28 protein-coding genes are annotated in these 25,331 nt (G+C 40.3%); 15 read left to right on the top strand and 13 right to left on the bottom strand.

Annotated elements, in window-relative coordinates:
- Positions 1-2: 2 nt before the first annotated feature.
- Complete coding sequence (locus tag RMY64_RS27625; RefSeq protein WP_322673375.1) at positions 3-1,316, bottom strand: hypothetical protein; 1,314 nt, start codon at positions 1,314-1,316, stop codon at positions 3-5.
- Positions 1,317-2,118: 802 nt separating this feature from the next.
- Here RMY64_RS27625 and RMY64_RS27620 point away from each other — a divergent pair.
- Together RMY64_RS27620 and RMY64_RS27615 are read left to right on the top strand one after the other, a co-directional pair.
- Positions 2,119-2,460, top strand: a complete 342-nt coding sequence (locus tag RMY64_RS27620) for a transposase (RefSeq protein WP_322701680.1) — start codon at positions 2,119-2,121, stop codon at positions 2,458-2,460.
- Between the two features lie 243 nt (positions 2,461-2,703).
- Complete coding sequence (locus RMY64_RS27615) at positions 2,704-2,865, top strand: hypothetical protein (RefSeq protein WP_322701679.1); 162 nt, start codon at positions 2,704-2,706, stop codon at positions 2,863-2,865.
- 5 nt (positions 2,866-2,870) lie between these two features.
- On the opposite strand, the gene RMY64_RS27610 is transcribed toward RMY64_RS27615, so the two are convergent.
- From RMY64_RS27610 to RMY64_RS27590, 6 genes are all read right to left on the bottom strand, one after another.
- Positions 2,871-4,358, bottom strand: coding sequence for a class I SAM-dependent DNA methyltransferase (locus tag RMY64_RS27610; protein ID WP_322701678.1), 1,488 nt, complete (start codon positions 4,356-4,358; stop codon positions 2,871-2,873).
- 11 nt (positions 4,359-4,369) lie between these two features.
- Positions 4,370-5,191, bottom strand: a complete 822-nt coding sequence (locus RMY64_RS27605) for a retron system putative HNH endonuclease (RefSeq protein ID WP_322701677.1) — start codon at positions 5,189-5,191, stop codon at positions 4,370-4,372.
- The gene (locus RMY64_RS27600; protein ID WP_322701676.1) at positions 5,188-6,729 is read right to left on the bottom strand and encodes an AAA family ATPase; all 1,542 of its coding nucleotides are present in this window, start codon (positions 6,727-6,729) and stop codon (positions 5,188-5,190) included. Before RMY64_RS27600 ends, RMY64_RS27605 begins: the two co-directional genes overlap by 4 nt.
- The gene (locus tag RMY64_RS27595) at positions 6,719-8,503 is read right to left on the bottom strand and encodes a restriction endonuclease subunit S (protein WP_322701675.1); all 1,785 of its coding nucleotides are present in this window, start codon (positions 8,501-8,503) and stop codon (positions 6,719-6,721) included. The genes RMY64_RS27600 and RMY64_RS27595 overlap by 11 nt, the downstream gene beginning before the upstream one ends.
- A gap of 68 nt (positions 8,504-8,571) precedes the next feature.
- Positions 8,572-8,682, bottom strand: a complete 111-nt coding sequence (locus tag RMY64_RS36920) for a HepT-like ribonuclease domain-containing protein (RefSeq protein WP_416212163.1) — start codon at positions 8,680-8,682, stop codon at positions 8,572-8,574.
- Between the two features lie 80 nt (positions 8,683-8,762).
- The gene (locus RMY64_RS27590) at positions 8,763-9,215 is read right to left on the bottom strand and encodes a MerR family transcriptional regulator (protein ID WP_322701674.1); all 453 of its coding nucleotides are present in this window, start codon (positions 9,213-9,215) and stop codon (positions 8,763-8,765) included.
- A gap of 81 nt (positions 9,216-9,296) precedes the next feature.
- On the opposite strand from RMY64_RS27590, the gene cas12k (RMY64_RS27585) reads away from it, so the two are divergent.
- The 6 genes from cas12k (RMY64_RS27585) (at position 9,297) to RMY64_RS27560 (ending at position 14,840) form a co-directional block, all read left to right on the top strand.
- Positions 9,297-10,853, top strand: coding sequence for a type V CRISPR-associated protein Cas12k (gene cas12k, locus RMY64_RS27585; RefSeq protein ID WP_322701673.1), 1,557 nt, complete (start codon positions 9,297-9,299; stop codon positions 10,851-10,853).
- Entirely contained in the window at positions 10,765-11,130 is a 366-nt protein-coding gene (cas12k, locus tag RMY64_RS27580) for a type V CRISPR-associated protein Cas12k (protein ID WP_322701684.1), read from the top strand. The genes cas12k (RMY64_RS27585) and cas12k (RMY64_RS27580) overlap by 89 nt, the downstream gene beginning before the upstream one ends.
- A 1,310-nt stretch (positions 11,131-12,440) precedes the next feature.
- Positions 12,441-12,653 (top strand): NAD(P)H-quinone oxidoreductase subunit L, encoded by a 213-nt coding sequence (ndhL, locus tag RMY64_RS27575; protein ID WP_094347179.1) that lies wholly within the window; start codon positions 12,441-12,443, stop codon positions 12,651-12,653.
- A 24-nt stretch (positions 12,654-12,677) separates the two neighbouring features.
- Positions 12,678-12,989 (top strand): DUF3007 family protein, encoded by a 312-nt coding sequence (locus RMY64_RS27570; protein ID WP_094347180.1) that lies wholly within the window; start codon positions 12,678-12,680, stop codon positions 12,987-12,989.
- Between the two features lie 121 nt (positions 12,990-13,110).
- Complete coding sequence (trpA, locus tag RMY64_RS27565; protein WP_322673374.1) at positions 13,111-13,938, top strand: tryptophan synthase subunit alpha; 828 nt, start codon at positions 13,111-13,113, stop codon at positions 13,936-13,938.
- A 236-nt stretch (positions 13,939-14,174) separates the two neighbouring features.
- Positions 14,175-14,840, top strand: a complete 666-nt coding sequence (locus RMY64_RS27560; protein ID WP_322673373.1) for a heterocyst differentiation related protein — start codon at positions 14,175-14,177, stop codon at positions 14,838-14,840.
- A 201-nt stretch (positions 14,841-15,041) separates the two neighbouring features.
- On the opposite strand, the gene RMY64_RS27555 is transcribed toward RMY64_RS27560, so the two are convergent.
- Positions 15,042-16,922, bottom strand: a complete 1,881-nt coding sequence (locus tag RMY64_RS27555) for a serine/threonine protein kinase (protein WP_322673372.1) — start codon at positions 16,920-16,922, stop codon at positions 15,042-15,044.
- A gap of 163 nt (positions 16,923-17,085) precedes the next feature.
- Between RMY64_RS27555 and RMY64_RS27550 the strand changes: the two genes are divergently transcribed.
- Positions 17,086-17,574 (top strand): hypothetical protein, encoded by a 489-nt coding sequence (locus RMY64_RS27550; RefSeq protein ID WP_322673371.1) that lies wholly within the window; start codon positions 17,086-17,088, stop codon positions 17,572-17,574.
- 72 nt (positions 17,575-17,646) lie between these two features.
- Here RMY64_RS27550 and RMY64_RS27545 read toward each other — a convergent pair whose 3' ends face one another.
- Positions 17,647-17,907 carry a hypothetical protein gene (locus tag RMY64_RS27545; protein WP_322673370.1) on the bottom strand — a complete coding sequence of 87 codons (261 nt, stop codon included), beginning with the start codon at positions 17,905-17,907 and terminating at the stop codon, positions 17,647-17,649.
- Positions 17,908-18,042: 135 nt separating this feature from the next.
- On the opposite strand from RMY64_RS27545, the gene RMY64_RS27540 reads away from it, so the two are divergent.
- The 6 genes from RMY64_RS27540 (at position 18,043) to RMY64_RS27515 (ending at position 21,666) form a co-directional block, all read left to right on the top strand.
- Positions 18,043-19,035, top strand: coding sequence for a helix-turn-helix transcriptional regulator (locus RMY64_RS27540; protein ID WP_322673369.1), 993 nt, complete (start codon positions 18,043-18,045; stop codon positions 19,033-19,035).
- Positions 19,036-19,103: 68 nt separating this feature from the next.
- Positions 19,104-19,397, top strand: a complete 294-nt coding sequence (locus tag RMY64_RS27535; RefSeq protein WP_322673368.1) for a BrnT family toxin — start codon at positions 19,104-19,106, stop codon at positions 19,395-19,397.
- Positions 19,384-19,680: a hypothetical protein gene (locus tag RMY64_RS27530; protein ID WP_322673367.1), complete on the top strand. Its 297-nt coding sequence runs from the start codon at positions 19,384-19,386 to the stop codon at positions 19,678-19,680. Before RMY64_RS27535 ends, RMY64_RS27530 begins: the two co-directional genes overlap by 14 nt.
- 43 nt (positions 19,681-19,723) lie before the next feature.
- Positions 19,724-20,011 (top strand): type II toxin-antitoxin system Phd/YefM family antitoxin, encoded by a 288-nt coding sequence (locus RMY64_RS27525; protein WP_094347188.1) that lies wholly within the window; start codon positions 19,724-19,726, stop codon positions 20,009-20,011.
- A 9-nt stretch (positions 20,012-20,020) separates the two neighbouring features.
- Positions 20,021-20,350, top strand: a complete 330-nt coding sequence (locus RMY64_RS27520) for a Txe/YoeB family addiction module toxin (RefSeq protein WP_322673366.1) — start codon at positions 20,021-20,023, stop codon at positions 20,348-20,350.
- Between the two features lie 320 nt (positions 20,351-20,670).
- Positions 20,671-21,666: a folate-binding protein gene (locus RMY64_RS27515; protein WP_322673365.1), complete on the top strand. Its 996-nt coding sequence runs from the start codon at positions 20,671-20,673 to the stop codon at positions 21,664-21,666.
- Positions 21,667-21,671: 5 nt separating this feature from the next.
- Here the strand turns inward: RMY64_RS27515 and RMY64_RS27510 are convergent, their stop codons facing one another.
- From RMY64_RS27510 to RMY64_RS27495, 4 genes are all read right to left on the bottom strand, one after another.
- Positions 21,672-22,604 carry a DUF5331 domain-containing protein gene (locus tag RMY64_RS27510; protein ID WP_322673364.1) on the bottom strand — a complete coding sequence of 311 codons (933 nt, stop codon included), beginning with the start codon at positions 22,602-22,604 and terminating at the stop codon, positions 21,672-21,674.
- 49 nt (positions 22,605-22,653) lie between these two features.
- Complete coding sequence (locus tag RMY64_RS27505) at positions 22,654-22,986, bottom strand: (2Fe-2S) ferredoxin domain-containing protein (RefSeq protein ID WP_322673410.1); 333 nt, start codon at positions 22,984-22,986, stop codon at positions 22,654-22,656.
- A gap of 159 nt (positions 22,987-23,145) precedes the next feature.
- Positions 23,146-24,120: a cysteine synthase A gene (locus RMY64_RS27500; protein ID WP_322701672.1), complete on the bottom strand. Its 975-nt coding sequence runs from the start codon at positions 24,118-24,120 to the stop codon at positions 23,146-23,148.
- A 145-nt stretch (positions 24,121-24,265) separates the two neighbouring features.
- Positions 24,266-25,222 carry a hypothetical protein gene (locus RMY64_RS27495; RefSeq protein WP_322673362.1) on the bottom strand — a complete coding sequence of 319 codons (957 nt, stop codon included), beginning with the start codon at positions 25,220-25,222 and terminating at the stop codon, positions 24,266-24,268.
- Positions 25,223-25,331 lie beyond the last annotated feature (109 nt).

Below are 25,331 nucleotides of genomic sequence, written 5' to 3'. Positions count from 1 at the left end.
TTTTATCTATCTACTTTCATCTGTGAAAACACACGATAACTATCCAGATTTAATTGCTGATTACTGCTTTGTTCTTCTTTCATCTTAATCAAGTTATATTCTACATTTTCTGCATAAATTGCGAAAGTGATATTAAAAATCTCGATAAAATTTATTACCCCTTTGCATTCCTCTTCGGAATAGTTTTCGTAAAAACGAATCAAATGAGCAATCCGGGTTTCTAAATGTCTCCGAGAATTTCTACAAATCAAAATAATCTTTAATAATATAATTACTAGGGTGAGAGCATGACCTTGACCAATTAATAAAATAAATAATTGCGAAGGTTCTTTAGAATTTTCTGTTGTAAAGTAATCAATCACTCGATTACAGGTTCTCAAGAACAATTCTTTAGTGATAATTTCTTGATTATAATTTGTCTTCCATAACGATAAATTATGTGCAAACTGCCGCCGCCAAGTTTCGACTGATTCTTGATTTTCTACAGGAAAAAATAGGTATTTTTCTAGGCTTGTTTTAAATTCTTTCAGAGTTTGATTTTCCGTTTGCTTGATAAATATATGGGCAATATTATCATGGCTAAATACGCCTTTTTTTAAGACAATTGCTTTTATTAAGCGCAGAGCTTGATCTCCCAAAATACTGGGATTTTTATAGCGTGTTGTGCTTGAGACAGCAGATTGAGAACGAGCAATATACATTGCTAGTTCAAACTTAAATTTGTCTTTAATCTGTTTAGAAAGCCTTCTAGCAGCTTCTTGTTGCTCTTTAGGGTTCTTATTATTAACAGATTGATCGATCAATAAATAGGAAGTGTAGCGATTAGCCCAATGACCTTTAGATGATTCTTCATATTTAGTAGCAAATAATTTCAGATCCTTGTAATCTTTGCTGTTAGCAAACTTCTCTAACCAGATTTTACAAGTTTTTACTACTGGAGGATTATTGTCTTGGATTTTCAGATTTTCATGAACAAATAAATTAACTAAGTCTTGGATATATTTGTCTTTTCGGTTAGTTTTCCAATTATTAACTATGATGTAGCAACACCGCTTAAGTGTATTGTATAATTCTTCCTCGTTATCATCTAAAAAAACACTATATATTCCAGGTATATAATCGGAATCTTCGCAATCAAGACCGTCTATAAATAAATTTTTGAATTCTCGTAAAACATCTTCTGGTGGCAATTTATTGACAATTCCCATAAAGAAGCTATAAACCTCTTCTTGGGCAGTTTGCACATCTAATTGTCTAGAGTTAGACGTAACACAATGGGAATTTTCCTGACTAATTGATAAACGATTAGCGGTCATTTCAGTTATCAGGACAAAAAGACTTCCTGTTCATATTATTACCAGCTTAACCTTGGCGAACAGGAGCATCAATCTATTCTTCAGAAATTCAGTCATCTTTTTACATAAATTTGATTAACTAGGGCTATAAATAAAGTATTAAAGATAAATTGTTTAATTCTTCATCAAATGGTTCAGTAAAATTACCTGTTTATCCATAGAAAAAACCACACATAAATATATGTATATGGGCGAGTTTATCTATAAATTTAGATATAACCCGCCCATACTGTACAGTGACTAATTATTTGTCGCCGTGACAAATTAATGTCATCCATTAAATCCTTACTCAGTAAAGGTTATAGCGGTTTAGAAGAATATGGGTTGTAAACAATGACAGAAGCTCAAGCGATCGCATTTTGATGGATTTTGAAGATGCTGTGACTTTACCCATAACTTTGCCGCGCCTGGAAGCATAACTTTGCCGCCAACAACAGTATAAACCTCATTCTTGCGTCAGCTAATTTTGGATGAAATTGACAGTTTGGAACCATAACTTTGCCGCTAGTCCAAATTGGAAGGATAAGCTTGCCGTGAGTCCAATCAAGCATAGAAAGCAGAAAAGCACCGAATTTTTTTATAATTAGGACTTACGCATCGTACATAAGTACTAAACACAATTTGGGTATTTTAGCCATGTTTTGCATCCAGCGATCGCAAATGTCGGAATAAATCAGGGTTATCTGAAGCCTCTGAAAAGACTAAATACCGTAGTACACGTTTTGGTTGATTTGTATAGTGCGTAAGTCCTAAATACTACATAATGTTTGTACCGAATGAAGATGCACTAATTATAATTACTCAAGTGGAATTTAAGGAATTACATGCAATCCATTGGGGAATTGAATGTTACCACAGAGCTATTAAACAGGTATGTGGTATTGAACGTTTTATGGTGAGAACAACTGAGGCTATTAATACTCACTTTTTTAGTGCCATTCGTGCATTTATCCACTTAGAGTTAATGCGAGCAGAAGAGTTAATTGAAAACTGGTACCAAATCCAGAGAAACTTGTCTCTTCAAGTCGCTCGTGATTTTATCTTAGAACACTTAAAACAGAAGTTGGACTTTAATACACATAATCATGATTCTGTCAATGCGTAAGTCCTATTCTCTACAATGCGTTTTTGTTCAGCAAGCAGTGGAATAAAAATCAATGTCAAATCAGCTACCAAAACCTTCAGCATTTGCCTTCAATTGTTAATGAATGCGTTAGCGTAACGCGCCGTAGACATCGCACCAGAAAGGAATCACTGTTTGTCCTTGACACAAAGCGATTGAATGGCAATATAAATCTGTATGGAAGTGGGATTGCCATCAACTCAAAATTTTAGCGAAGTGTCCCAATTGTCAAGCACCTTTGAAAATGCCTGCATTGTGGGAGGATGGATGTTGCGATCGCTGTCGGTTGCTGTTTGGGGAGATGGGGGAGTATCAGAAAGCTATTTGAGTGAAGTATTTTTCTTGATTAACGGTTGGGTTGCTGAAGGATGGCGATGTCACCTCTGAGAATTTCACTGCACATCCTCACAGCCAAGCCCATTCAAGATTTCTCTGAAGCTGTTTAAGCCTGCTTCCAGATTTTCGATGATTTCTGCCGCTAGCACATCAGGTTCTGGTGGATTATCCAGATCGTATAGACTTTCATCTCTTAACCAAAAAATATCTAAGCTTGTTTTGTCTCTGGCAACCAATTCATCGTAGGTAAACTTACGCCAACGTCCATCTGGTTTTTTAGATGACCAAACTGACGGATGCTTAGAACGGTATTTGGAGTTGTAGCAATTGACAAAATCCTGTAGATTCCCGTATTTTAAGGGATTTTTTCGTAAGGTAAAGTGAACATTGGTACGGAAATCGTAGTACCAAATTTCTTGGGTTTGGGGAGCTTCAGATTCAGGTTTGTTATCAAAAAAGATAACGTTTGCCTTTAGCCCTGACTTGTAAAAGATACCAGTAGGTAGACGTAGGATAGTGTGAAGGTTAGTTTTTTGAAGTAGAGACTTACGAACTGTTTCTCCTGCTCCCCCCTCAAAAAGTACATTATCAGGTACAATGATCGCTGCTTTTCCACTGGGCTTCAACATTGTCCTGATATGCTGGACGAAATTAAGCTGCTTGTTTGAGGTCGTTGCGTCAAAATCTGGGCGATTGTAAACCAGATCCTCTCCTTGCTCTTTGTCCTCTTTGGAGAAGGTCATACTGCTTTTCTTACCAAAGGGAGGATTAGCCAGCACATAGTCAAAGTGTTGGATCGGCGGCTTTACTAGGGCATCGCTAAGAGAGATAGTTGGTTCTTTGTCGATCTCGCCAATCTCATGCAGGAAAAGATTCATCAAGCATAGGCGATAGGTGCTGGGAACAATTTCATTGCCATAAAAGGTTTCATGCTTGAGGAATTGTGCTTGAGACTCGTTCAGTTCGTAGTTCTCATGAATGAAGTTATGAGCAGCTAGAAAGAAGCCACCTGTACCACAAGCAGGATCAGCAATCGTTTTGCTTAGTTCAGGACGTAGGCACTCGACTATTGCTTTGGTCAATGCGCGAGGAGTGAAGTATTGCCCTGCTCCAGACTTGGTATCATCGGCATTTTTTTCCAGCAAGCCTTCATAAATGTCGCCTTTAACATCGGCACTCATAGATACCCAGTCTTCGTTGTCGATCATCTCAATGACGCGAGACAACATCGCTGGATCTTGAATTTTGTTTTGGGCTTTGATGAAGATTTTGCCCAACATTCCCTTCTTTTTGCCTAGTTCACGGAGCAACTTGGTGTAGTGAACCTCAAGCTGATCGCCACGTTTAGCTTTTAGGCTTTGCCAGGTGTATTCAGCAGGAATTCCTAGATCACGATTATGAGGTGGTTTGGCGTATTCATCCGCCATTTTCAGGAAAATCAGGAAGGTGAGTTGTTCCAGATAGTCTCCATAGCTGACTCCTGCATCACGCAAGATGTTACAGAAATTCCAAACTTTGGCAACGATTGATTGAGAGGTGGACATAATTTATTGCCTCAAGCTGCTGTCAGCGCTAACTTTTGAACCCATTCAATATCTGAAGACAATAAGCATTTAATTGCAACCGCAGAGAATTCTGATTTTGGCTTTGTCAGCGTTCTTAATTCTTCTAGCTTGGATTGAATCTGCCCCTTTTTTGATGCAGATGGATTTTTGTTATATTCCTTCATTAAATGCTGAAGTTCATTAAGCTTGGATTCACATGTATCCCATAAATCCTTTCTTGCTTCCTTCAAAGGCTCATAATTCAAGTCTAAATTCTCAATTGTATACTTGGCTCTTTCGTAATCCCAGTCACTTTCGTCCACTGATGAGGGCTTGATAGTTCCAGTTTTATCAAAAGTAAGTTTGAGTGTGTCGTCTTCATCTGTTGGATCAAGAAAGCAAACTATTTCATCTTCACATAAATCCGTATGGCAGCTTGCTTTATTTCTCTTGACATGAAATTTTGCTCCTTTTTTCGTATTGCCAACACTTCCACAGATTCGATAATTTGTCCAATCAAATGCAAGCCACCAATAACCGCCTTGGTCTTTTCCATTTAAATCTAAAGCTTCACTCTTTGGTCTGAAATGGTCAACGTGGTAATGAGAATAAACCTCTCTAGCTTCTGAATACCAACATTTACCATCAGATAATTGCATCAAATATTTTTTAAGAGCTTTATTTCTCCAAACCTCACTATTGCTCTCAATAATTTCCCTGCGCTTTGCAGAATCGGTTTCAGAGATGAGAGCTTGGGTTAAGTTTTCAGCTTTAGTTAGCCATTTTCTTAATCTACTAGGAGGAGGATTTTCTTTTAGAGGGATATGCCTCACTGTTCTGCCTCCATAATTTCGTTAAGGAGAGATAGTGCAAGCTCATTCTGTTCTTTCAAATCTTCTAGTGTGAGAGTAGGTTTCTGAAATCTTTCTTGTCGATGCCAAGCAGTTACAAACTTTTGGTAAAGAGGATCTCTAAATGTTCTTGTAAACCCTAATCCCTCTAATTTCTGGAGAGCCTCATCTAATTCTTTCCTCTCTTCACTGCTTAATCCTCCTTGCTGTTCCTTAGCAGTTAATCTATGCTTATGATCCAAGGCTCTTTGTGTTTCTTCATCTAAAGTTGTAGGGAGACCAAACAACTCACTAGTTAAAATGCCAGCTACACCTAAACCCTTTGGATCGGTTTCAGGTTCAAATACGATTGTTCGTCCAGTGTCCTCATCTTTTCTGAAAATCCTTACTTGTTCTTTGGTCATACTTCCAATGACTAAAGGATCATGAGTATTCAGAATTATTTGTGTTGTTTCATGCTTTTGAACGACCTCCTGTAATAACTTTAAGTATTGCCATTTCCATAAAGGATTAAGATGAGTATCTGGTTCATCTAGCAAAATTAGTGACTCTTGATCCTTAGTGAATTTCAACAAGCCTAAAACTGTAAGTAATTGCTGTTCCCCTTCACTCAAGTCTCTAAAAGTCAATTCACCTCGGATATTTCGCTTTTTGACTTTTACCTTAATTTCCTGAATCAAATTTGAAATATAGGTGCTTTCTAGTGCTTTAAAGAATTCAGTATTACTTGTATAGAACTTAGCAATTTCTTTAAGCTTGTTTTTATCACTAACATAAAGATAGAGTCTTGGTTGATCTATTTGTTTTCTAAAGTCCAGAGAATATTTGTCAATATAATAAATAGGTGCTGTTGAATAATTCCAAACCTTATCTAAAAAATCTTTAACCAAACCAGTTGCGCCCCAAAATCTTGGGTCATCATTACCTTTCCATTCAGGGTCTTTTAAAACAAATAGAATACTTTCTAAATCGTCAATATCAAGATACTTCCTTAAAAACTGGCTTGATTCGTCATCCTCGAAAGAGAAAAAAGCTAAAAGGACAAAGTAGCTATGAATCAGACGAACGTAAAAGAGTTTACGCAGATCTTCAATTTCTGCGGCATCAACACTAGGCTTGATAATTTTGTCATAGAATTTCTTCTGATGATCATTAAAATGTTCTTCCAATCTGTTGCTGACACCAGAATAATAGGTGAATACATATTTGGGCAAATACTCATTCTTTCTGGCATAGAAATCTTTTATCGTAATTTTATTGTCATCTATGTAGAAACTACGTTTAGTATCGAACTCTATTTTTACTTTGTGACTCCGACAAACATATTCAATTTTGTATGAAAAGCTTGGCATTCCCTCAAGATCTAGATATTTAAATATTAAAACCAACGCTTCAATTAGGTTTGATTTGCCTGTAGCGTTCTGACCAAGAAGCACAGTTTCCATAAAACCTTCTGCCAGATCGATCTCAAACTCGATCAGATTCTTGAAATTTTCTATATAAACTTTATCAATTCGCATTTCTTAGTCTTAAATAGGATTTTTTTTCTTCTCTCAATTCTTCTACTTCTTCAATAACCCCATTGTTTATCTGCTTTTTAAGTTCCGCATAAAAGCCCTCTATATCTTCTTGGTGTTTAGAGCGTCGCCACACATCCTGTGCTGTTGCCAAACCATTCAGCTCTTGTAATACTTCAATAATTGACAAATTTTTCTTCATAGCAACTTGTTTTCTTGGTTTAGGTACAGGAACTTGATGTTCTTGTTGATGCCTTCTAGCCTCTCTGATTCTTTCAAGTAACACTGCTGCATTTTCATCTCCTGAACCTTGTGGTACTAGTTGCCCAGAAAAAGCCTTTTTGAGTATACTTTGCTTCAAAATTTCAGATGATAGAAGATTCTTTTCTATAAGATTCTCTACCTCAGTTATTAAGGCCGTCCTTCTGTCAACTTCTTCAATAATTTTTTGGATTTCGATAGGGCTACATAGAGGAACAGGAAGATTATGAATAATTTCTTGGTTAAGGTTCTGCATCGTAGTTCCAACACTTTGGTCTGACAAATAATTCTTTAACCTTTGCGAACCTAATAAATAGCAGTAGAAAATTGGATTGATGCCGGGTAATAGTCTGATAAAAAGACTTCCTGAACCACACAAGAAACCTCTTTCTTCGTCGGTTATAACTGCACATCGACCCATTTCGCCTCTTCGTCCCATGACAATGTCTCCAGGATACATAATGTAATTGGAGAGTTCATTTACCTTTTTTTCGGTAACTGTCAAACTCCAATCTGGCTCAATTTTCTGATTTCTAATATGAACTGGATTTACGATTGGTACTTGGTTACTAACATAGTCCGATCTATGTAATAAAGAACCGAATGGTCCAATTTGAATCCTTTCAGATAAGACGGAGAATTTAATCCAACACCATGTCTCTGGTAAATCCGGTAAATTCACTAATTCTTCTTCAGTTAAGGAAGAAATATTCAAGGGCGTTTGAGGCTTACCAGGCTTTTTACCCTCCTTGCCATTTTCTTCCCAAATTTTAGTCGATTCTTCCCACTCATTTAGCTGCTGTTGATAGAGGCTTTCACGCTCCTGTTGGATACGCTCTAGCAGTTGATTAGCCGTTTCTAATTGGTCAGAATAAGTTTCGCGCCACTGCTTAGTAAGTTTGCCTTCAAAAGCATATTTCAACACCGACTGACGATATACCTTGAGTTGCTCCTGAGCAGTTTTTAGGTATTCAACACCTTTATCAAGCTCAGAAAAAAGTTCCTCAATTTTTGCAACAATACGGTTTTGTTCATCAAGTGGAGCAATTGGTATAGATTGGTTTCTAATATCGCTATCCCTCACAGCAGGATAGCTTACACCTCGTTGAAAAGCCTCTAATCCTTGCAAAAAGGTACTGCTTAACGTATAAAAGAACAAATAAACATTGTTTATAAACCTTGATGCCCTTAAAACTGAGAAACCTGTTGATGCAACTTGGTTATCAAATTTTTTTGGGACTAGTGCAATGTTCTTTAAGTATGTTCTGACAGTTGAAAAAAGAGTATCTCCATATTTAACAAGTTGTCTTGCCCTTGATGGAGCATCAGAGCCTTGATAAGTTTTAACCTGATCAATTCGGTTAGTTTGATTATCTATGCCTGATATATCTATATAAATAAAGGGTTTGTCTGGCTCACTCTCAGGATTAATCTTCTCTACTGGTATTGTCACATCAGCTATTCGTGCAATAGCCCAAGATGCTGGGAGTTCGTTCTCTTCTGAGCTACTCATCATTAGAAAATCTGTTTTACCTTTGTTTGAGTCCCATCACCTCATCTAGATCTCTTGAAGTTAAAAGTAGCTTAACTGCTCAAATCTTTTAAAACTCCAGAGATCATTGTTTTCAATTGAGGAACATCCTTCTGAACCGCTTTCCAGATAACTTCTACATCTGTATTGAAATAATCATGAATCAGTTTATCTCACATTCCGGCAATATCTCGTCAGGGAATATCAGGATATTGGCTTCTCACTGAATCCGGTGGCCGCTCCTCTACCGCTCAAAGCTTCTGAGATTCTCTCGCAAGCGTTGATGAATGCGATCGCACCAAAAAGGAATCACAGTCTGCCCCTGACAAAGTGCTTCTAGCGCTACTTGCTTGTCAAACTCTGCCAATTGTAAAGGTTGTTCAGGCGATCGCGTGGTTAATAACATTAGCCGCTTCATCTTTTCTTCGGGGACAGACTCATTAAATAACCAAGGTTCCTGTTCGCGCAGTGTTTCCAAAGCTGCATGGCAAACCTCAAAGTTTAACCCAATTGACAGCAACTGCTCCATTACTGTTAACACCAACAGGTCAGCTTTGGAATAGTAAACATTACGACCTTTGCCAGTACTGTTAACCGTAGGTACTATAACTCCCTTCTCCCGCCAATACTGCAACTGGCGGCGAGAGCAATGAGTAATTTCTGCTGCTTCTGTGCTTGTGTAGAACTTTCCTTCCATAAGAATCATCCTATAGAAGCATTTCTTAAAACACACTGGTTTTTTGTATAACATAATGTGTTTTTATGATATTTTATTTTTATGAGCCAAATTACTATTCAATGTCGCCTAATTGCCAGTGAATCTACCCGCCAAAAACTCTGGAAGTTAATGGCAGAATTAAACACACCCCTGATTAACGAACTACTTCAACAGCTTAGTAAACACCAAGATTTTGAGAAATGGCGAAAAAATGGCAAACTGCCGTCAACTGTTGTTAGTCAGCTTTGCCAACCCCTGAAAACTGACCCTAGCTTTACAGGTCAGCCCAGCCGCTTCTATCTATCAGCAATTCATGTTGTAGATTACATATACAAATCTTGGTTAGCGATTCAGAAACGTCTACAGCAACAGCTAGATGGCAAGATACGCTGGCTAGAAATGCTCAATAGCGATACTGAATTAGTAGAAATGAGCGATTGTAGCTTAGAGGTAATTCGTACCAAAGCTGCTGAAATTTTGGCAATGGTTACGCCAGAATCTGAATCTAATGCTCCTTTAACTAAAAGAAGAAAGACTAAAAAATCCAAAAAATTATCGGCTTCCAATCCCGATCGAAGCTTATCTCATAAATTATTTGAGACTTACCAAGAAACCGACGATATACTCAGTCGTAGCGCCATCAGCTATTTGCTCAAAAATGGCTGCAAACTCAATGAAGAAAAAGAAGAAGATCCAGAAAAATTTGATAAACGCCGTCGTAAGCTAGAAATCCAAATTCAAAGGCTAACTGAAAAGCTAACAAGTCGAATTCCCAAAGGTCGAGATTTAACTAATGGTAGATGGTTGGAGACACTGCTCACTGCTACAACCACTGTTCCAGAAGACAATACTGAAGCTAAACGCCAACAGGATATTCTCTTAAGCCGATCTAGTTCTGTCCCTTTTCCTCTGGTTTATGAAACGAACGAAGACCTAGTTTGGTCAACAAACGAAAAAGGTAGGTTATGTGTTCACTTCAATGGCTTAAGCGATTTAACTTTTGAGGTGTACTGCGATCGCCGTCAACTGCACTGGTTTAAACGCTTCTTAGAAGACCAACAAACTAAACGCCAAAGCAAAAATCAGCATTCAAGTGGTTTGTTCACACTCAGAAATGGTCGTCTAGCTTGGCAAGAAGGTGAAGGTAAAGGCGAACCTTGGAATCTTAATCACTTGACTCTCTATTGCTGTGTTGACAATCGCCTCTGGACTGCTGAAGGAACAGAACAGGTTCGCCAGGAAAAAACTGATGAAATTACCAAATTCATCACCAACATGAAGGCTAAAAGTGGACTCAGGGAAACACAGCAAGCTTTTATTAAACGTAAAGAATCAACTTTAAGTCGAATTAATAATTCCTTTGAGCGCCCTAGTAAACTCCTTTACCAAGGTCAATCACACATTTTGGTCGGAGTCAGCCTGGGACTAGAAAAACCTGCAACGATCGCCGTAGTAAATGCGATCGCAAATAAAGTCTTGGCTTACCGCAGCATCAGGCAATTACTAGGTGAAAATTACGAACTCCTAAATCGCCAGAGACGACAACAGCGATCGTTATCCCACGCTCGCCACAAAGCACAAAAAAGTTTCTCGTCCCAATCAATTTGGGGCATCTGAGTTAGGGCAGTATGTAGACAGATTATTAGCTAAAGAAATTATTGCGATCGCTCAAACTTACAAAGCTGGCAGCATCGTTTTGCCTAAGCTAGGGGATATGCGGGAGATTGTCCAAAGTGAAATTCAAGCCATAGCCGAAGCAAAATGTCCAGGCTCTGTAGAAGTTCAGCAAAAATACGCCAAACAGTATCGAGTTAACGTCCACTCCTGGAGCTACGGCAGATTAATTCAAAGCATTCAAAGCTCTGGTCTTAAAACCCTTCTATACAAGGGTTAAAGATGGCAGCAGTTGCAACCGTCCTCTCAGCAATGGGAGGGTTGAAAGTGGCGACGATTCATGTTCAGCAACGGTGACACGTTGCAACCGTCCTCTCAGCAATGGGAGGGTTGAAAGGCATTGTCCGTGGGTGGAAATAATGCGGTAGGTCGCGTTGCAACCATCCTCTCAGCAATGGGAGGATTTAAAAATCTTTCAAACAGGATTAGTGTTAGGTTTCAGTAATTATTATTAAACTTAGGGGCGAGTTGAAAGCAAGTCCCTTCACCCCCTCGTTTTAGTTGCTTTGTATAATAATTACAAAGTGTATTATTAGCGACATGAATTTTTCACCGCTAAACTAGCGACATCTAATTTGTCACGATGACAGATAATCTGACTCAACGACATTAATCTGTCACTGACGACAAATAATTAGTCACTGTACAGGTAAAGTCACAATTGAAGCCTTTAGGTATTTTAAATTTTTAGTGGGGGTGGAGGGACTTGAACCCACACGACCTTTTACGGTCAACGGATTTTCATTCTCCCGCAGTTTTCACTGCACCTGATGACAGTAGCCTGCTCAGATTTTGAGAATTGGACTCTCCCTTTACCCTCGACTTAACGTTAGGGTAGCTCCCGTCGGGTCTCTGCACCTTCCGAACAGTTCATGAGTTAGGAGTTAGCAGTTATGAGTTTAAATTTACTCACCACTTGACACGGGCTAAACGCCTCGCTACCCCTAACATGACTCAGGACTTTTTTCGGCTTGGCTCAGGATTGCCATGTCTGTCACCAGATTTAGGTTTCCCTGAGTTTGAGAGCTTCCACTTGAAGGATTTCTCTTTCAAGGCTCAATTATTTAAGTCCGTAGCGTCTACCATTCCGCCACACCCCCAAAGGTGTTTGGCAACTAGTGTAACTAGTTATTTTTTAGAGGTAGCAAATACCTCCTTATCTATTCCACCATCAATTGTGTCTTTTGTCCAACTAGATTGAAAATATTTTTTCCAGATTGGGCGATCGCTTCAGAGAGTTGAAAGTCTTCTTAGTTTTCTCGTAATCATCTGGATGAGTTTTCGATTTTGTCTGACTAGAGCATTTTTTGTTAGTGGATTCACATAATAGCATGATATTAGCTTTTGTCATGAAATCCGTTGAATCGTCCTCAGTAAAAGTACTCCAGCCCGCCAAAGCTGCGCTTTCGCCTCTTCGTTAGCGGTTTCGAGGAATTCTGGCGCAGTTATTTTGAAAGCATTATGACTATACTTCTCTGAGTCTGTCTCTTCAGCCTATGATGGAAAACAGATGCTTAAGACTTGAAAGTTATGATTGTCGCCCTGCTATATCTGATTTTGGCTGGAGCTTACCTTCTGGTAATCCCCATTGCTGTTTTGCTGTACCTGAAGCAGCGTTGGTATGTAGCTAGCTCTATTGAGCGTGTCTTTATGTACTTTTTGGTGTTTTTCTTCTTTCCGGGTCTGTTGGTTCTATCGCCGTTTGCAAATTTTCGACCCCAACGGCGACAAGTTCAAGTTTAACGAGATTGGTAGGTCATAACTCTCATGCGACGGATTGACGCGATTGGAATTGGCTTGGGTGTTTTTATTGCCGGCGGTTTGGCATACTTAGGATTGCAGCTAGTCGGTTTGGATAATCAAAAAGCTGGTATATGGAGCCAAGTCTTGCTAGTCAGTGCCTTAGTTGGCTGGTTAGCCACCTATTTTTTCCGTGCGGTGGGACAAAAAATGACCTACCACCAACAGCGGGAACAGTATGAGCAAGACTTTCTGCAAAAGCGGCTAGACGAGCTTACTCCCGAAGAACTAGCACGAATTCAAGCCGAAATAGAACAAGAAGAGCAATCTCAGGTGTAAAGTTATCATTGGTCAGTTGTTATTTGTCCTTTGTCATTAGTCATTTGTCCTTTACTAATGACCAATGACCAATGACCAATGACCAATGACCACTGACCACTGACTATTGATACTTGACTAAATGACTGCGATTTCTGATTGCTTTAAAACTCTTGGGCACAATCGTGAGTGCGCTCTGATTCCGTTTATCACTGCTGGCGATCCAGATTTAGAAACAACAGCAAAAGCCTTGCAGGTTTTAGATCGTAGTGGAGCCGACATTATAGAAGTGGGTATACCCTACTCCGATCCTCTGGCTGATGGGCCAGTCATTCAAGCTGCTGCTACCCGTGCTTTGCAAAGGGGTACGAAGTTAGAGCAGGTGCTAGAAATGCTGCAAGGGATTACTCCCAAATTGCGATCGCCGATTATTCTGTTAATCTATTACAACTCAATTTTGCACCGGGGAATTGAAAAATTTCTTGGGCAAATTGCTGCTGCTGGAGTCGCAGGATTGGTAATACCTGACTTGCCTTTAGAAGAAGCAGCAGGATTGCTCCAAGCAGCTAGTGAGATGGGAATTGACGTAATCTTGTTGGTAGCTCCCACTAGTTCTGCCCAACGGATCGAAGCGATCGCTCGTTCTTCTCAAGGATTTATTTATTTAGTCAGTGTGACTGGGGTTACAGGGGTGCGATCGCAACTGGAAAACCGCGTGTCCGATTTACTCAAACAAATTCGTAGTGTTACTGATAAACCGATCGCAGTCGGCTTTGGCATATCTGAAGCCGAACAAGCCCGACAGGTAAGGGAATGGGGCGCAGATGGCGCGATCGTGGGTAGCGCTGTTGTTAAACGGTTAGCCCAAGGCACACCAGAGCAAGGACTTTCGGCGATCGCCCAATTTTGCCAAAGTCTCAAGGCAGCCATCCAGACCACCAGCACCAGCACAAATACTTCTCTTGATTAGACGGAGAAAGTAGATTAAAAAAGTATAACAGTGCAGTTTTTGTATGCTTGTTTGGTAGACAATTTGACCGTTATGGTCTTGAATATTAACATCAGATATCATGATGTAAAAAAACTAGCCGATCCGGTCGCTTATAGTTTGAGTATTATGTGAAATTAAGTAGGCATAATTTATGAGTGTGAGAGTGAGTCAGTCACAAATAGTTATAATTAGGTCGCAATTGAGGAGCAAAGGCGATGAGTGAGAGTATGGCGTTTATCGGTGGGGTTGCTGTAGCTGGGCTGGCGGCTCTGGTATTGCTCAAAGGAACAAATACCCCTCTACAGCCTAACTTTGCTGTTGCTCCGCAAATGCCAGGGACTGTAGTAGCGCCGGGAATGCAGCCACAAATGTATCCTTATGGGCCTTATGGGCAACCAATGTATCCCGGTCAAGTTCAGCCACCGACTACTCCCAATACTGACCAGCGTCTGGAGATGGAGAAACTGAACACGCAGATGCAGTTGGAGCGTTTAAAAAACGACAATGAACAGCTGAAGGTGCAAAATCAACAACTCCAAGGTCAAGTTCAAAATTTCAATACTCAGCAGCAGTGGCAACAAGCCCAGCAGTATAACCAACAAAAAGTAACAGCATTCCAGCCTCAAAGTTCTTGGTGGTCTTCACCTGTGCTTTGGGCTGTGGGAGGTGCAACTCTAACTATTGGTGGTGGTGTTGTCGTCGCTGGTGTATTGGCTTTGTTCTCGCCACGGCAGCGTCCAGCCCGTACTGTACAAGTGATTCACCCTTACCCAGGAAATACACCGCCCTTGGTTCCAGTCCGTCGTGCTGAGTTTCTGCCTGCTTCGCGGATGGAAGCAAGACGAGTTGAAGCCCAAGAATACGACGAGATGCACGGATAGGGAAAATAAAACCACAGATAAATATCGTTTCCAGATTATATCTGGAAACGATATTTATTGGGCTGCTGCTGCGAATTCGGGCGATGGCAGCCCGAATTTAGTTGTTCCCAGTTTCTGGCTGGGAACGATATAAACTGTGTTTACTGATAACTTTTAAAAGCTGCTTTTAGGAGTTTGTGTGCTATTGGGACTCTCTGTGGTTTAAGGTTGCTTAGTATCGGGAAGTTTCTGTTGGGTATTTTTCTGATTACCTTGATTTTCTAGCTGAGTTAGTGCTTGTTTTGCCAGATTTTCGGCTGCTTGTTTAAATAATGGTTCTATTCTATTTCGCCAGTATTTAGTATTAGGTAACTTTTCTGGATGGTTTCTATAATCTAAAACTTTATCCCATTTACCATCATCTATTGCTTTATTAATTTCATTAGATACTGCCTCTGCCTTTGCCCAATCTGACTGCCACTGGGCAATCATTTTGCTCGTCTCTTGGATACCAGAAGCAGCATTTGCCGGAACCGATCTTAAAAGTGCGATCGCTCCAATTATATCCCCTGAATCATACTTCTTTTTTGCTTGTTCTACAATATTGGCACTGTTATCATTAGGCTGCGATCGTTGTGATTTCTCAGCATCATCAGTTGACTTCTTCGGCTTTTCTGGTATTGGAGTTACCACATCCTGAGATTTTGGTTTTGGCTGCGGAATAGTTCGAGTCGCAATCAAGCTACTATCATCTACAATCCTAGTTGCAATGCCCTTTTCGCGTAGGCAAGAACCCCATTCCTGATTATTAGTTATCACGGTCGGGTGTGCCCAAGCCAAACGACCAGATTTAAGCTTAACTTCTATCCAACCTGCTTTTGTTCGCTTGCCAGTCACCTCGAAATTGGTGTTATTAGCAACAGTTTGCACAATATTATTAGAATTTATCGAACTAGGTTCAGAACGGATATTAGAATTTCCGACAACAACAGCCGAGCATTTGTTTGCTAAAGCCGTATCCTTACCTGTAAGATTTAAAGCAAAATTTTTCACATTTGGATATACATTTGCTACCAAGGCAGCTGCACCACCCGCTAGTAATATGCCAATTAATATCGGCCAGGGGTCGGATTTACTAGAGTCTTTACGCTCAGGTTTGGCAGGGATAGGATTTGCTGGTGCAACTGCAATAGTTTGCAGGCGAGATACTTGAGGCTGAGATTTGGCTGCTTGGTAACTAAAATTGTTGGCGGCTTCTTGAGGTGTGGAAAGTGCAGGTACTGGATTAATCGCGTCTTTACACGCTTGCAGTGCTTCCGTAGCATTTTGATAGCGGTCTTTGAAGTGATAACGCACCATCTTGGACAATACTGCCGCCAGTTGATGGTTCACAGTTACTGAATGCTGCCAGATAACTTCCCCTGTTTCCGGGTCTTCTTGCAATTCTGTTGGCTGTAATCCTGTTAATGCTTGAATGGCGATGATGCCAAGGGAATAGATATCGCTGTTAGGACGGGGTTTACCTTGCCCTTGTTCTGTAGGCATATAGCCAGGAGTACCGATAACCACTGTCGCAGATGCTTGTCCGCCCACTGTTACCAGTTGTGTACGCAGTTGTTTCACTGCTCCAAAATCAACTAAAACTAACTTATTATCTGAGGCACGGCGAATGATATTATCCGGTTTGATGTCGCGGTGAATCACGCCTTGGCGATGGACAAATTCCAGAATTTCTAGAACTTCTTGCAACAGTTGAATTACTTGGCTTTCACTCCAGCGCTTGCCAGGTATAAGTTCCTCAGCTAGGGTATGTCCTTCAATATATTCTTGTACTAGATAGAATTCTTGGTTTTCGTCAAAGTACGCCAGCAACCTGGGTATTTGGTCATGGTTGCCCAGTTTTTCTAAAGTTTCGGCTTCACTGCTGAACAAGCGTTTAGCAGTATCAAAAACTCTGGGGTCAGTTCCGGGTTTGAGATGCTTGACAACGCAGATAGGATTGCCTGGTCGCCTAGTATCTTGGGCAATGTATGTTTGACCAAATCCTCCCATCGCGAGGACTCTAATTACTTGGTAACGATGGTCTAGTAGCTTGCCGATCATATTCTCTCCCCAGAGTTATTACCTAATTTTCCAGCTGGTAATAAATATCTCCAAATTTTCTTCATTGAAATCCGCTATCTTGAGAAAAGATTTAGATTAAAAACGCAGCTTTTTAATAAACGCAGACTGTTTATTTTTCTTTTAGTGCCCCTGTGTATTACCAATGCCACCTAAAATAACAAATCCAGTTGCATGGCAGCAGGCTGAAATCCTCATGCAACCTGCTTTCATTCGCGTTATCGACAATATCCGCAAGCAGCTCGATCAATCTTCTTGGACAGGAACTTACCATGATGTCCTGATTTGGCCGCCTAGCACCACTGATGAAATCAAAGCATTGGTGACTGAGCTATTGCAAGCAATCGAAACTGCAACACCCCAAGAAGCAGATGAAATCAGAGGAACTCTGGCTCGTCTGCCGATGCCCCATCCAGGATATCATCTACGTTTGCAGCGTCAACAGCAAGAAGCGAGTATCGATTTGTGGGAACTGTGTTATCAGGTGTGTTTTATTGAATACACCCCACAGAAGGAAGTTGCTGATATTGATACTAGTTTAATCGATGAATTCGGTGAAGTCGATTGGCTGCGTTTGGATGCTAAGTCAAAGAAGTTAGTTGAGCAGGCGTTTGCTAAATTGCCAGATAGTTGAAGCCCTGACAATAGAATACACGAACAAAGCCCACTTGTGTGGGCTTATGAGATAAGGCGATTCGCTTTTTCTTCAAGCAGCAAAATCTTTACTCATACGGCTGTAGTCAATTGAGTTGTTAGATTCTGACTGTGTTTTCAATTTGGCGATAAATTCTTCCATCCCTGGTATTTCTAATTGATAGAATGTGATTTGATTATCTGGACTCTTAGCCGAAATATTTGTAATAGCTTGTGGAGTCATCTTAGTTATTTCTGAGACAGTTTTATTTTGGACAAGAAATTGCTCCATTCCTGGTATTTCTAATTGAACAAATCTAGAATCATTTTCCATTGGTTTACTCAAACGCTCTTGTGTATATGATGCTCATTACGCAGATACGCAAAGCAATGGACACCTATAAAAAAATCTGAATACGCGCAATACGCAAAGTACGCAGATTAAAGAAAATGCGGTATTCTGAAAAGTATGAATAGTCGGCAGTTTAATGAAGCTCTAGAAATGCTAAGGAAAGCACCTCGTAAGGTAGAGGTGTTGAAGTATTTGCTGGCTGGATACACTAATGATGAGATTGCTCAGTCTAGGGGACGTGCGGAAGGAACTGTACGCAAGCAAATCTCAAATGTATATAAAGATTTTGGTATTAAAAGCGAATTTCCAGGCGATCGCCCTTTAAGAGACAAGTTAAAGGCTTTATTTCTCAAGTACAAACCTGAGTGGGTAAGTAATTGCTCTCCTGCTATTACTAATGAAGCTAGCAACCAACCGCAAAAGATAAACTATGACGGCGTGACTTCTTTAGCTTTGTCAGGTGACGAAATTGTAGAAGAGTCTGGAGAGGAATTGATGTTTTTGGCTATCAATATACTTGAAGCGCTCGGTTTTGAGCAAAAGTTTAAGATGAACAAGGCATCACGATGTATAGGGTATAGACTTAAAAATCCTGGAGAGAGAGATAAACGATATCAACTATTTCTCAAACAAAGTCTAGACGCTTTAAGTATTTCTATTAATAAACTTATTTTAGATCCCTATCTGCTAAATTTTCACTATTGGGTAGATTTACCTCACATTTTCTTCGAGAAAACAGCAGGAAGATTCTTAGTATTACCCGGTAAAGCAGATTTATTTTTGGATTCACTTAATCCTAAATACTGGAACATCTTAGAAATTGAAAGAAAAACAATAGGTAATTATTATCTTAGTGAACGACCAAATTTAGAGATGTATGATCATATTACAAATGATTTAAGCACAATATGTTTAGATGGATTTAGTGAATACAATTTGAGCGATAGTAAAAGCTACCTATGTATTTGGGAAGATAAAGAATTCGATTATACATGGCAAATGTTCATAGATTCAAGAGAGGTGTTAGAAGAAATTATTAGGTACTTTGGGAGAATTTTACTAGATATGGACTGGAACCAAGTATCTGATGATATTGATATACCTTTTTAACAAAGTCAATAAATATAATCTTGATAAAATATTACTATTAGCGCTTAATGCAAAAGCAAAATTCATAGATGGATATTGTTTATCGTCTACAAGGTGTTGAATTTGAATGGGATGAAAATAAAGCACGAAGCAACATCGAAAAACATGGTGTTAAATTTGAAGAAGCGACAGAGGTATTCTTTGACCCTTTCTACCAAGTGGGTGATGCTACCGTTAATAATGAACAGCGTGATTTAATCTTGGGTTATTCTCTTTCTCAACGCTTATTGCTCGTAGTTTATCTAGAACGCAGTAAGCGAACACGCATTATTTCTGCCCGTCCAGCTACTAGCACAGAAAGAAAGTTATATGAACAAGCCTGATGAAGAACTCGAACTACACTTAAAACCTCGTCCTACAGAAACACTATCAATAAAGATACCAATAGATACATTGGAATCGCTCAAAAAAGTTGCAGCTAATCGAGATATGACACTTGAAGCATTAATCAAGTTTTACATTGGGCAGAGTTTGCGGCAAGATTTAGCTAAATTATTTTCTGAGCGCGTACTTGAATCAACTGCTGAAGTTCTAGCAAGGCATATTGAATCGAAAGAGGAAATTTTAACCATCATTCAAGAAATTCAAGCTGAAGCAACTCTTTAGTTACCTGCCAGCAAAGACTAACAGATAAATTAAGGAACAAAAAATGTCTAATAAAACAAACTATACCGAAGCTTGCAATAATTTTGAAAAAATTTACGAAGAGGCAATTAGCACTCGTGAACCTGTAGTTGTTAATCGTGAAGGTGCAGAAAGTGTATCCGTCATACCTACTGCGGAACTTAATAGCATTATAGAGACAGCATATTTATTCCAATCACCTGAGAATGCAGCACGTCTTTTAGATGCTTTACAACGTGTTAAGGCTAAGACTAATATGCCTCAAACTATAGACGAGTTGCGTAAAGAGTTCTCGCTTTACGAAGAAGAGTAAATAAATTTAATGTCGGATAATTTAGAACCAGATGCACTTCCCCAATCTGAAGTTTCTCAAGAGGATAATTTAGAACGCAACCTCGTTTTTGACTGGAAGTTTCTGGAAGACCTTACCTACTGGGTAGAAACAAATAGAAAAACTGCACTCCGCGTCTTATCTTTAGTTGAAGAGATTAGGCGGAATCCCTTTGAAGGTACAGGCAATCCTGAAAGATTGAGATACTATGATGCAAATGTATGGTCGCGCCGAATCACTCAAACTGACCGGATTGTTTACGTAGTAAGTGATGACCGAATCGAGTTTATTCAGGCACGATACCATTATAGCGATCGCTAATTTCATCATTAAATAATCTAATCTTAAAAAAGAGCGATCGCCATGAATCGCCGTTATCACTCTTATAACGACAGGTTTAATGTTCTTAACAAAATAATGATTTTACTAACGACAGCTTTAACGTTCTTCACAAAATCACGATTTTCATCAACAAAAGAATGATTTTGCTAACGACAGCTTTAATGTTTTTCACAAAATCGCGATGTTGATAAGATTTTGATTAACGTTAGAAGAAAACCAGAGGTAGATTGAAGCCGCAAACGCTTATTTGCTAAGATTTCCAGTGCGACAACATTCAAACAGGGCAATTTCTGATCGCTATGCCAACATCTACACTTGACGATAAAGACGCAGCAGCTATCCAAGCCGCCAAAGTTGGGATTGCAATATGCGATCGCACCGCTTGGGGACGGATTAAAGTAGCTGGCGACGATCGCCTCAATTTCTTACACAACCAAAGTACTAACAATTTCCAAATACTCAAGCCAGGACAAGGTTGTGATACGGTTTTTGTTACTTCCACAGCCAGGACAATTGATTTAGTAACCGCATACGTTAGAGAAGATGCGGTAATCCTGCTGGTTTCACCTAACCGCCGCCAGTTTTTGATGGAATGGCTAGATAAATATATTTTCTATGCCGATAAGGTGGAATTATCTGATATTACACAATACACCAACACCTTCAGCCTGATTGGGCCAGGAAGCGATGCTGTTTTAGAAAAGTTGGGTATTAGCGAACTCATCGGGCAACCTTACGGTAATCACCAAGTATACACCATTGCTCCCGCCGAGGGAGTGCGGATTGCTGTAGGTAGCGGGTTAGCTGCGCCCGGATACACCTTAACTTTCCCTTATACTGACAAAGAAACAGTGTGGAACAAACTGTTAGAAGCAGGAGCAGTAGAAATGAGCGATCGCGCTTGGGATGCTTTGCGAATTTTACAAGGCCGCCCCGCCCCAGATGCAGAACTCACAGATGATTACAATCCTCTAGAAGTGGGTTTGTGGCAAACAATTTCTTTTACTAAAGGTTGCTATATTGGGCAAGAAACTATTGCTCGGTTAAATACATATAAAGGTGTAAAACAACACCTTTTAGGTATCCGCCTCAATGCCCCTGTGGAAGTTGGAAGTGCGATCGCAGTTGCAGATGAAAAGGTTGGCAAACTTACTAGTTACACCCAAACCGCTGATGGTTACTTTGGACTAGGTTACATTCGCACCAAAGCTGGTGGTGTAGGTTTAAAAGTCAAAGTGGGAGAAACTGAGGGTGAAGTCATAGAAATCCCGTTTGTTTCTCACGAATATCCGTAAGTAATTCAAATCAAGATATCTTTCTCTTTCTCCCCAGCACCGTAACAAAATTCATCTACCCAAGAAGCTATACTACGGGCATTTGTAGTTGGTAAATTTATTTTGCTCTTAACCTCTTGTGGTTGAATATTCGGTTGTTTGCCGTTACTTTTAACCTCAGTAGTAATTGCTAGCGATCGCACTGGTTTGCTGTTACTAGAAATCCCAGTGGTAATTGCCAACGATGCACCCACAGGGATTCGGACAGGTGGCGCGTTGCTTTTAACCTCAGTAGCTAACGCCACAGATGGCATAGTTTTGGCTTTGCTGTTCACCTCACTAGTCATTGTCGCCGATTCTCGTGAAGGTAACTGACCAGAGTGCCAGCGTACTGGTTGATATTTCCTTAGTAAACTGGAGGATGGCGTTTTTGCCGGAGTATCTGGAGCAATTTTAGTTCCATTTGCTACTATCAACTCAAGTTTGCGTGTGCGAACTACTTCAGTGGTAGCTGTAATTGATGGCACAAGTTCATCGGCGCGTGACAAGTTGGAATCTAGAGTCTTAGCAAGAGAATGAAGCGCAATCTTGCTGGCAGTTACAGCAGATGATAGATGTTTATCCTCAGAATACTTCTCATCTGGCGGCTCGCTTTCAACTTGGCTTATAGCCATAGAATGCTCTGATTTGATTAAACGTAACTCTTCATCGGGATTGAAGTTAAGACCTAAAGCAGCGACTATTTTATCTGGATCGTTATTCAGATCCACCATAAAAGAAAGTATTTCATCAAACTGGGGTTCTAAAACAGACAGTGTTGCCAAAATAAAACCGGATAAAGGGCGGCGCAGACCATCGTAAGTGGCCCAAATTCGCATTTTGACCAGCCAGGAAATATTTTGCTTGTAGTAAATAAGCCACTTTTGTTTTAAGGATTGACGCAGCTGCTGGATATTCATTGGATGCCTCACTTCAGTCAAAAAGATTGCAGAGCTTAATATTAAAAATTTAGCTTTCTTTCTGGGGATGAAACCGATAATAGAGCATCTGTTTGACTCTTTGACCACCTAGCAAATGATTTTCTATCAGTAGAGATACTTCATCAGAGTGAACGCCGCTATACCAGACCATATCAGGTAATATCAGCACCATTGGGCCATTGCCACATTGTCCTAAACAGCTGCTAGCCGTTACAGTTACACCAGGGATTGGCAAAGCTGTAAAAGCGGCTAAAACCTTGGCTGCACCTTGCTTTTTGCAAGTACGATTTTGACAAACCCGCACACATTTAGGAGAAGAGGGTTGGTCTATTGTGGGGAAGTTTGATGGTTGAGTTGTCATTTGTCCTTTGTCATTTGTCATTTGTCATTTGTCCTTTGTCAAAAGTTGGAAGCTAATGACCAATAAACTCTTGGAGAGGCTGCGCCAACGACTAGGCTCAGTACAAGTGACTAATGCCTAATAACTAATGACAAATGACTAATGACTAATGACTAATAACTAATTTATTGAAAGTCCTTTTGAGGCTAGCCATTCCGGGTTGAATATCCGCGACTGATACCGAGAACCACTATCACACAAGATGGTGACAATGGTATGTCCTGGCCCCAATTGCTTCGCTAAGGCAACAGCTGCCGCAACATTAATACCTGTTGAGCCGCCCATTAGCAACCCATCTTTCCTCAGCAGTTGGTAAACTACTCGCAAAGCTTCTTGGTCATCGATTTGAATGGCATCATCAGCAGGTGCGCCTTCCATATTGGCTGTGACACGACCGTTACCGATGCCTTCAGTGATGGAATTTCCTTCTATCTTGATTTCGCCAGTTTTGACATAGCTATAAAGTCCACTACCTAGCGGATCGGCTACAACACATTTAATTGCTGGATTTTGTTTTTTTAAGTACAATGCTACACCAGCATAAGTACCACCAGTACCGGTTGCAGTTGTCCATGCATCTATTTTACCATCTGTCTGCGTCCAAATTTCTGGCCCTGTGGTTTCGTAGTGGGCGAGGCGGTTAGCTAAATTATCAAACTGATTTGCCCAAATGGCATTTTCCAACTCAGCAGCTACTCTGCCCGATAGCTTGACGTAGTTGTTCGGGTCTTTGTAAGGTACGGCGGGGACGGGACGAACTTCTGCTCCTAATGCTGTCAGCGCGTCTATCTTTTCTTGTGACTGGGTATCGGGAATAATAATTAGGCATTTGTAACCTTTGGCGTTGCAAATATGTGCTAATCCAATGCCAGTATTACCAGCGGTTCCTTCTACAACCGTGCCACCAGGTTTAAGTAAACCTTTCTTTTGGGCATCTTCGATGATGTAAAGTGCGGCGCGGTCTTTGACGGAACCTCCAGGATTGAGAAATTCTGCTTTCGCAAGGATTTCACACCCTGTTTCTTCGCTAAAACTGTTTAAGCGAATTAAAGGGGTGTTGCCAACAGCGCCAACGAAGCCATTCTTTATATCCATTTTGACTGTACTTGTATGAGTCTTTATAAAAATCTTGGCTGATAGCTGTAGTATGATTTACAACTGATTTGCCTAAAATTCTATAATACTTACATTGGAGCGCTTGCCGTTGGTGTACTTCCCTCACTCCTAACTCCTCACTTATTTACTTTCCGTAGTAAACTCTGGCATTACCGTATCCGATATTTCGGATATATTTGTTCCATTCCTCAGCTTGAAATCGATTTTGGAAAGGCCCGACTGCTACGTGCGGGCCTCGTGGTTGCGTCCTTTCGAGGACTCCGCCAGATCGTCCTAAATCTTGCGTAAATTGGCCTAAATTCTGCCTAAGTTGTGCTGCGATCGCAGGTAATTGTTCGGAAGTGGTGGGAATGGCGACATAATATCTAGAGACTCGCCTATTAGAATTTATATTATTACGATCGTCTCTATAGTTATAGTTGCCATTGTCTGCATTTATTTCCTGTCCATTACCAAAGCTGATAATTCGGGCGTTATATATGCCTCGTGACTGTAGCTCATTCACCCGTTGTTGGGCGTTGGCGACTCTGTTAAAAACACCTGACTGAATTACAGTCCGGCCTTGGAACTGGCGAATGTAAGCACTGGGTTCAATCTGACGTATGGCTTGTAGTGTCTGGAAATCACTACCATCAACGTAAACTAAATAGCGCTCAAAGTTCTGGTTATATTGACTAAACTGTGAAGGTTGAGAGGGCTGAAAATTCTGCTCAAATTGATTGTTTTGTACTGGTTGGGTAGGCTGAAAGTTCTGCTCAAATTGATTGTTTGGTAATGGTTGAGAGGGTTGAAAATTCTGCTCAAATTGATTGTTTTGTACTGGTTGGGTAGGCTGAAAGTTGACTTCCGGTTGATTGAAGTTCTCTGCTTGACTTGGTTGTAACTGCGGTGATGGTTGTTGACCAAAGGGAATTGGCGGTGGCGGTAAAATCTCACCAGTTTCTTGAGCCAGTAGCACGTTGCGGTTGGAGATTTGTGCCTGTGCTGGGGTAGAGTCGGGAATCAGTACTAACCACCCTCCCACTAACAAAAAGAGAAGTCTAATAGTGGGCTTCCAACCCTCAGAGCTTCGGCACAGCATCTGAAATGGGATAAATTTACTTGATATTCCTCTCGACATAATAGTTAGAAAGCAGTCAAAGTATTTTTAGGTAATTTCCATCAAGAACTAATTAGTTCACCGTTGTAGC

It is taken from the genome of Nostoc sp. DedQUE08 (assembly GCF_034530895.1).
GTDB lineage: Bacteria > Cyanobacteriota > Cyanobacteriia > Cyanobacteriales > Nostocaceae > Nostoc.
This window is presented reverse-complemented; position numbering and strand designations above follow the sequence as displayed.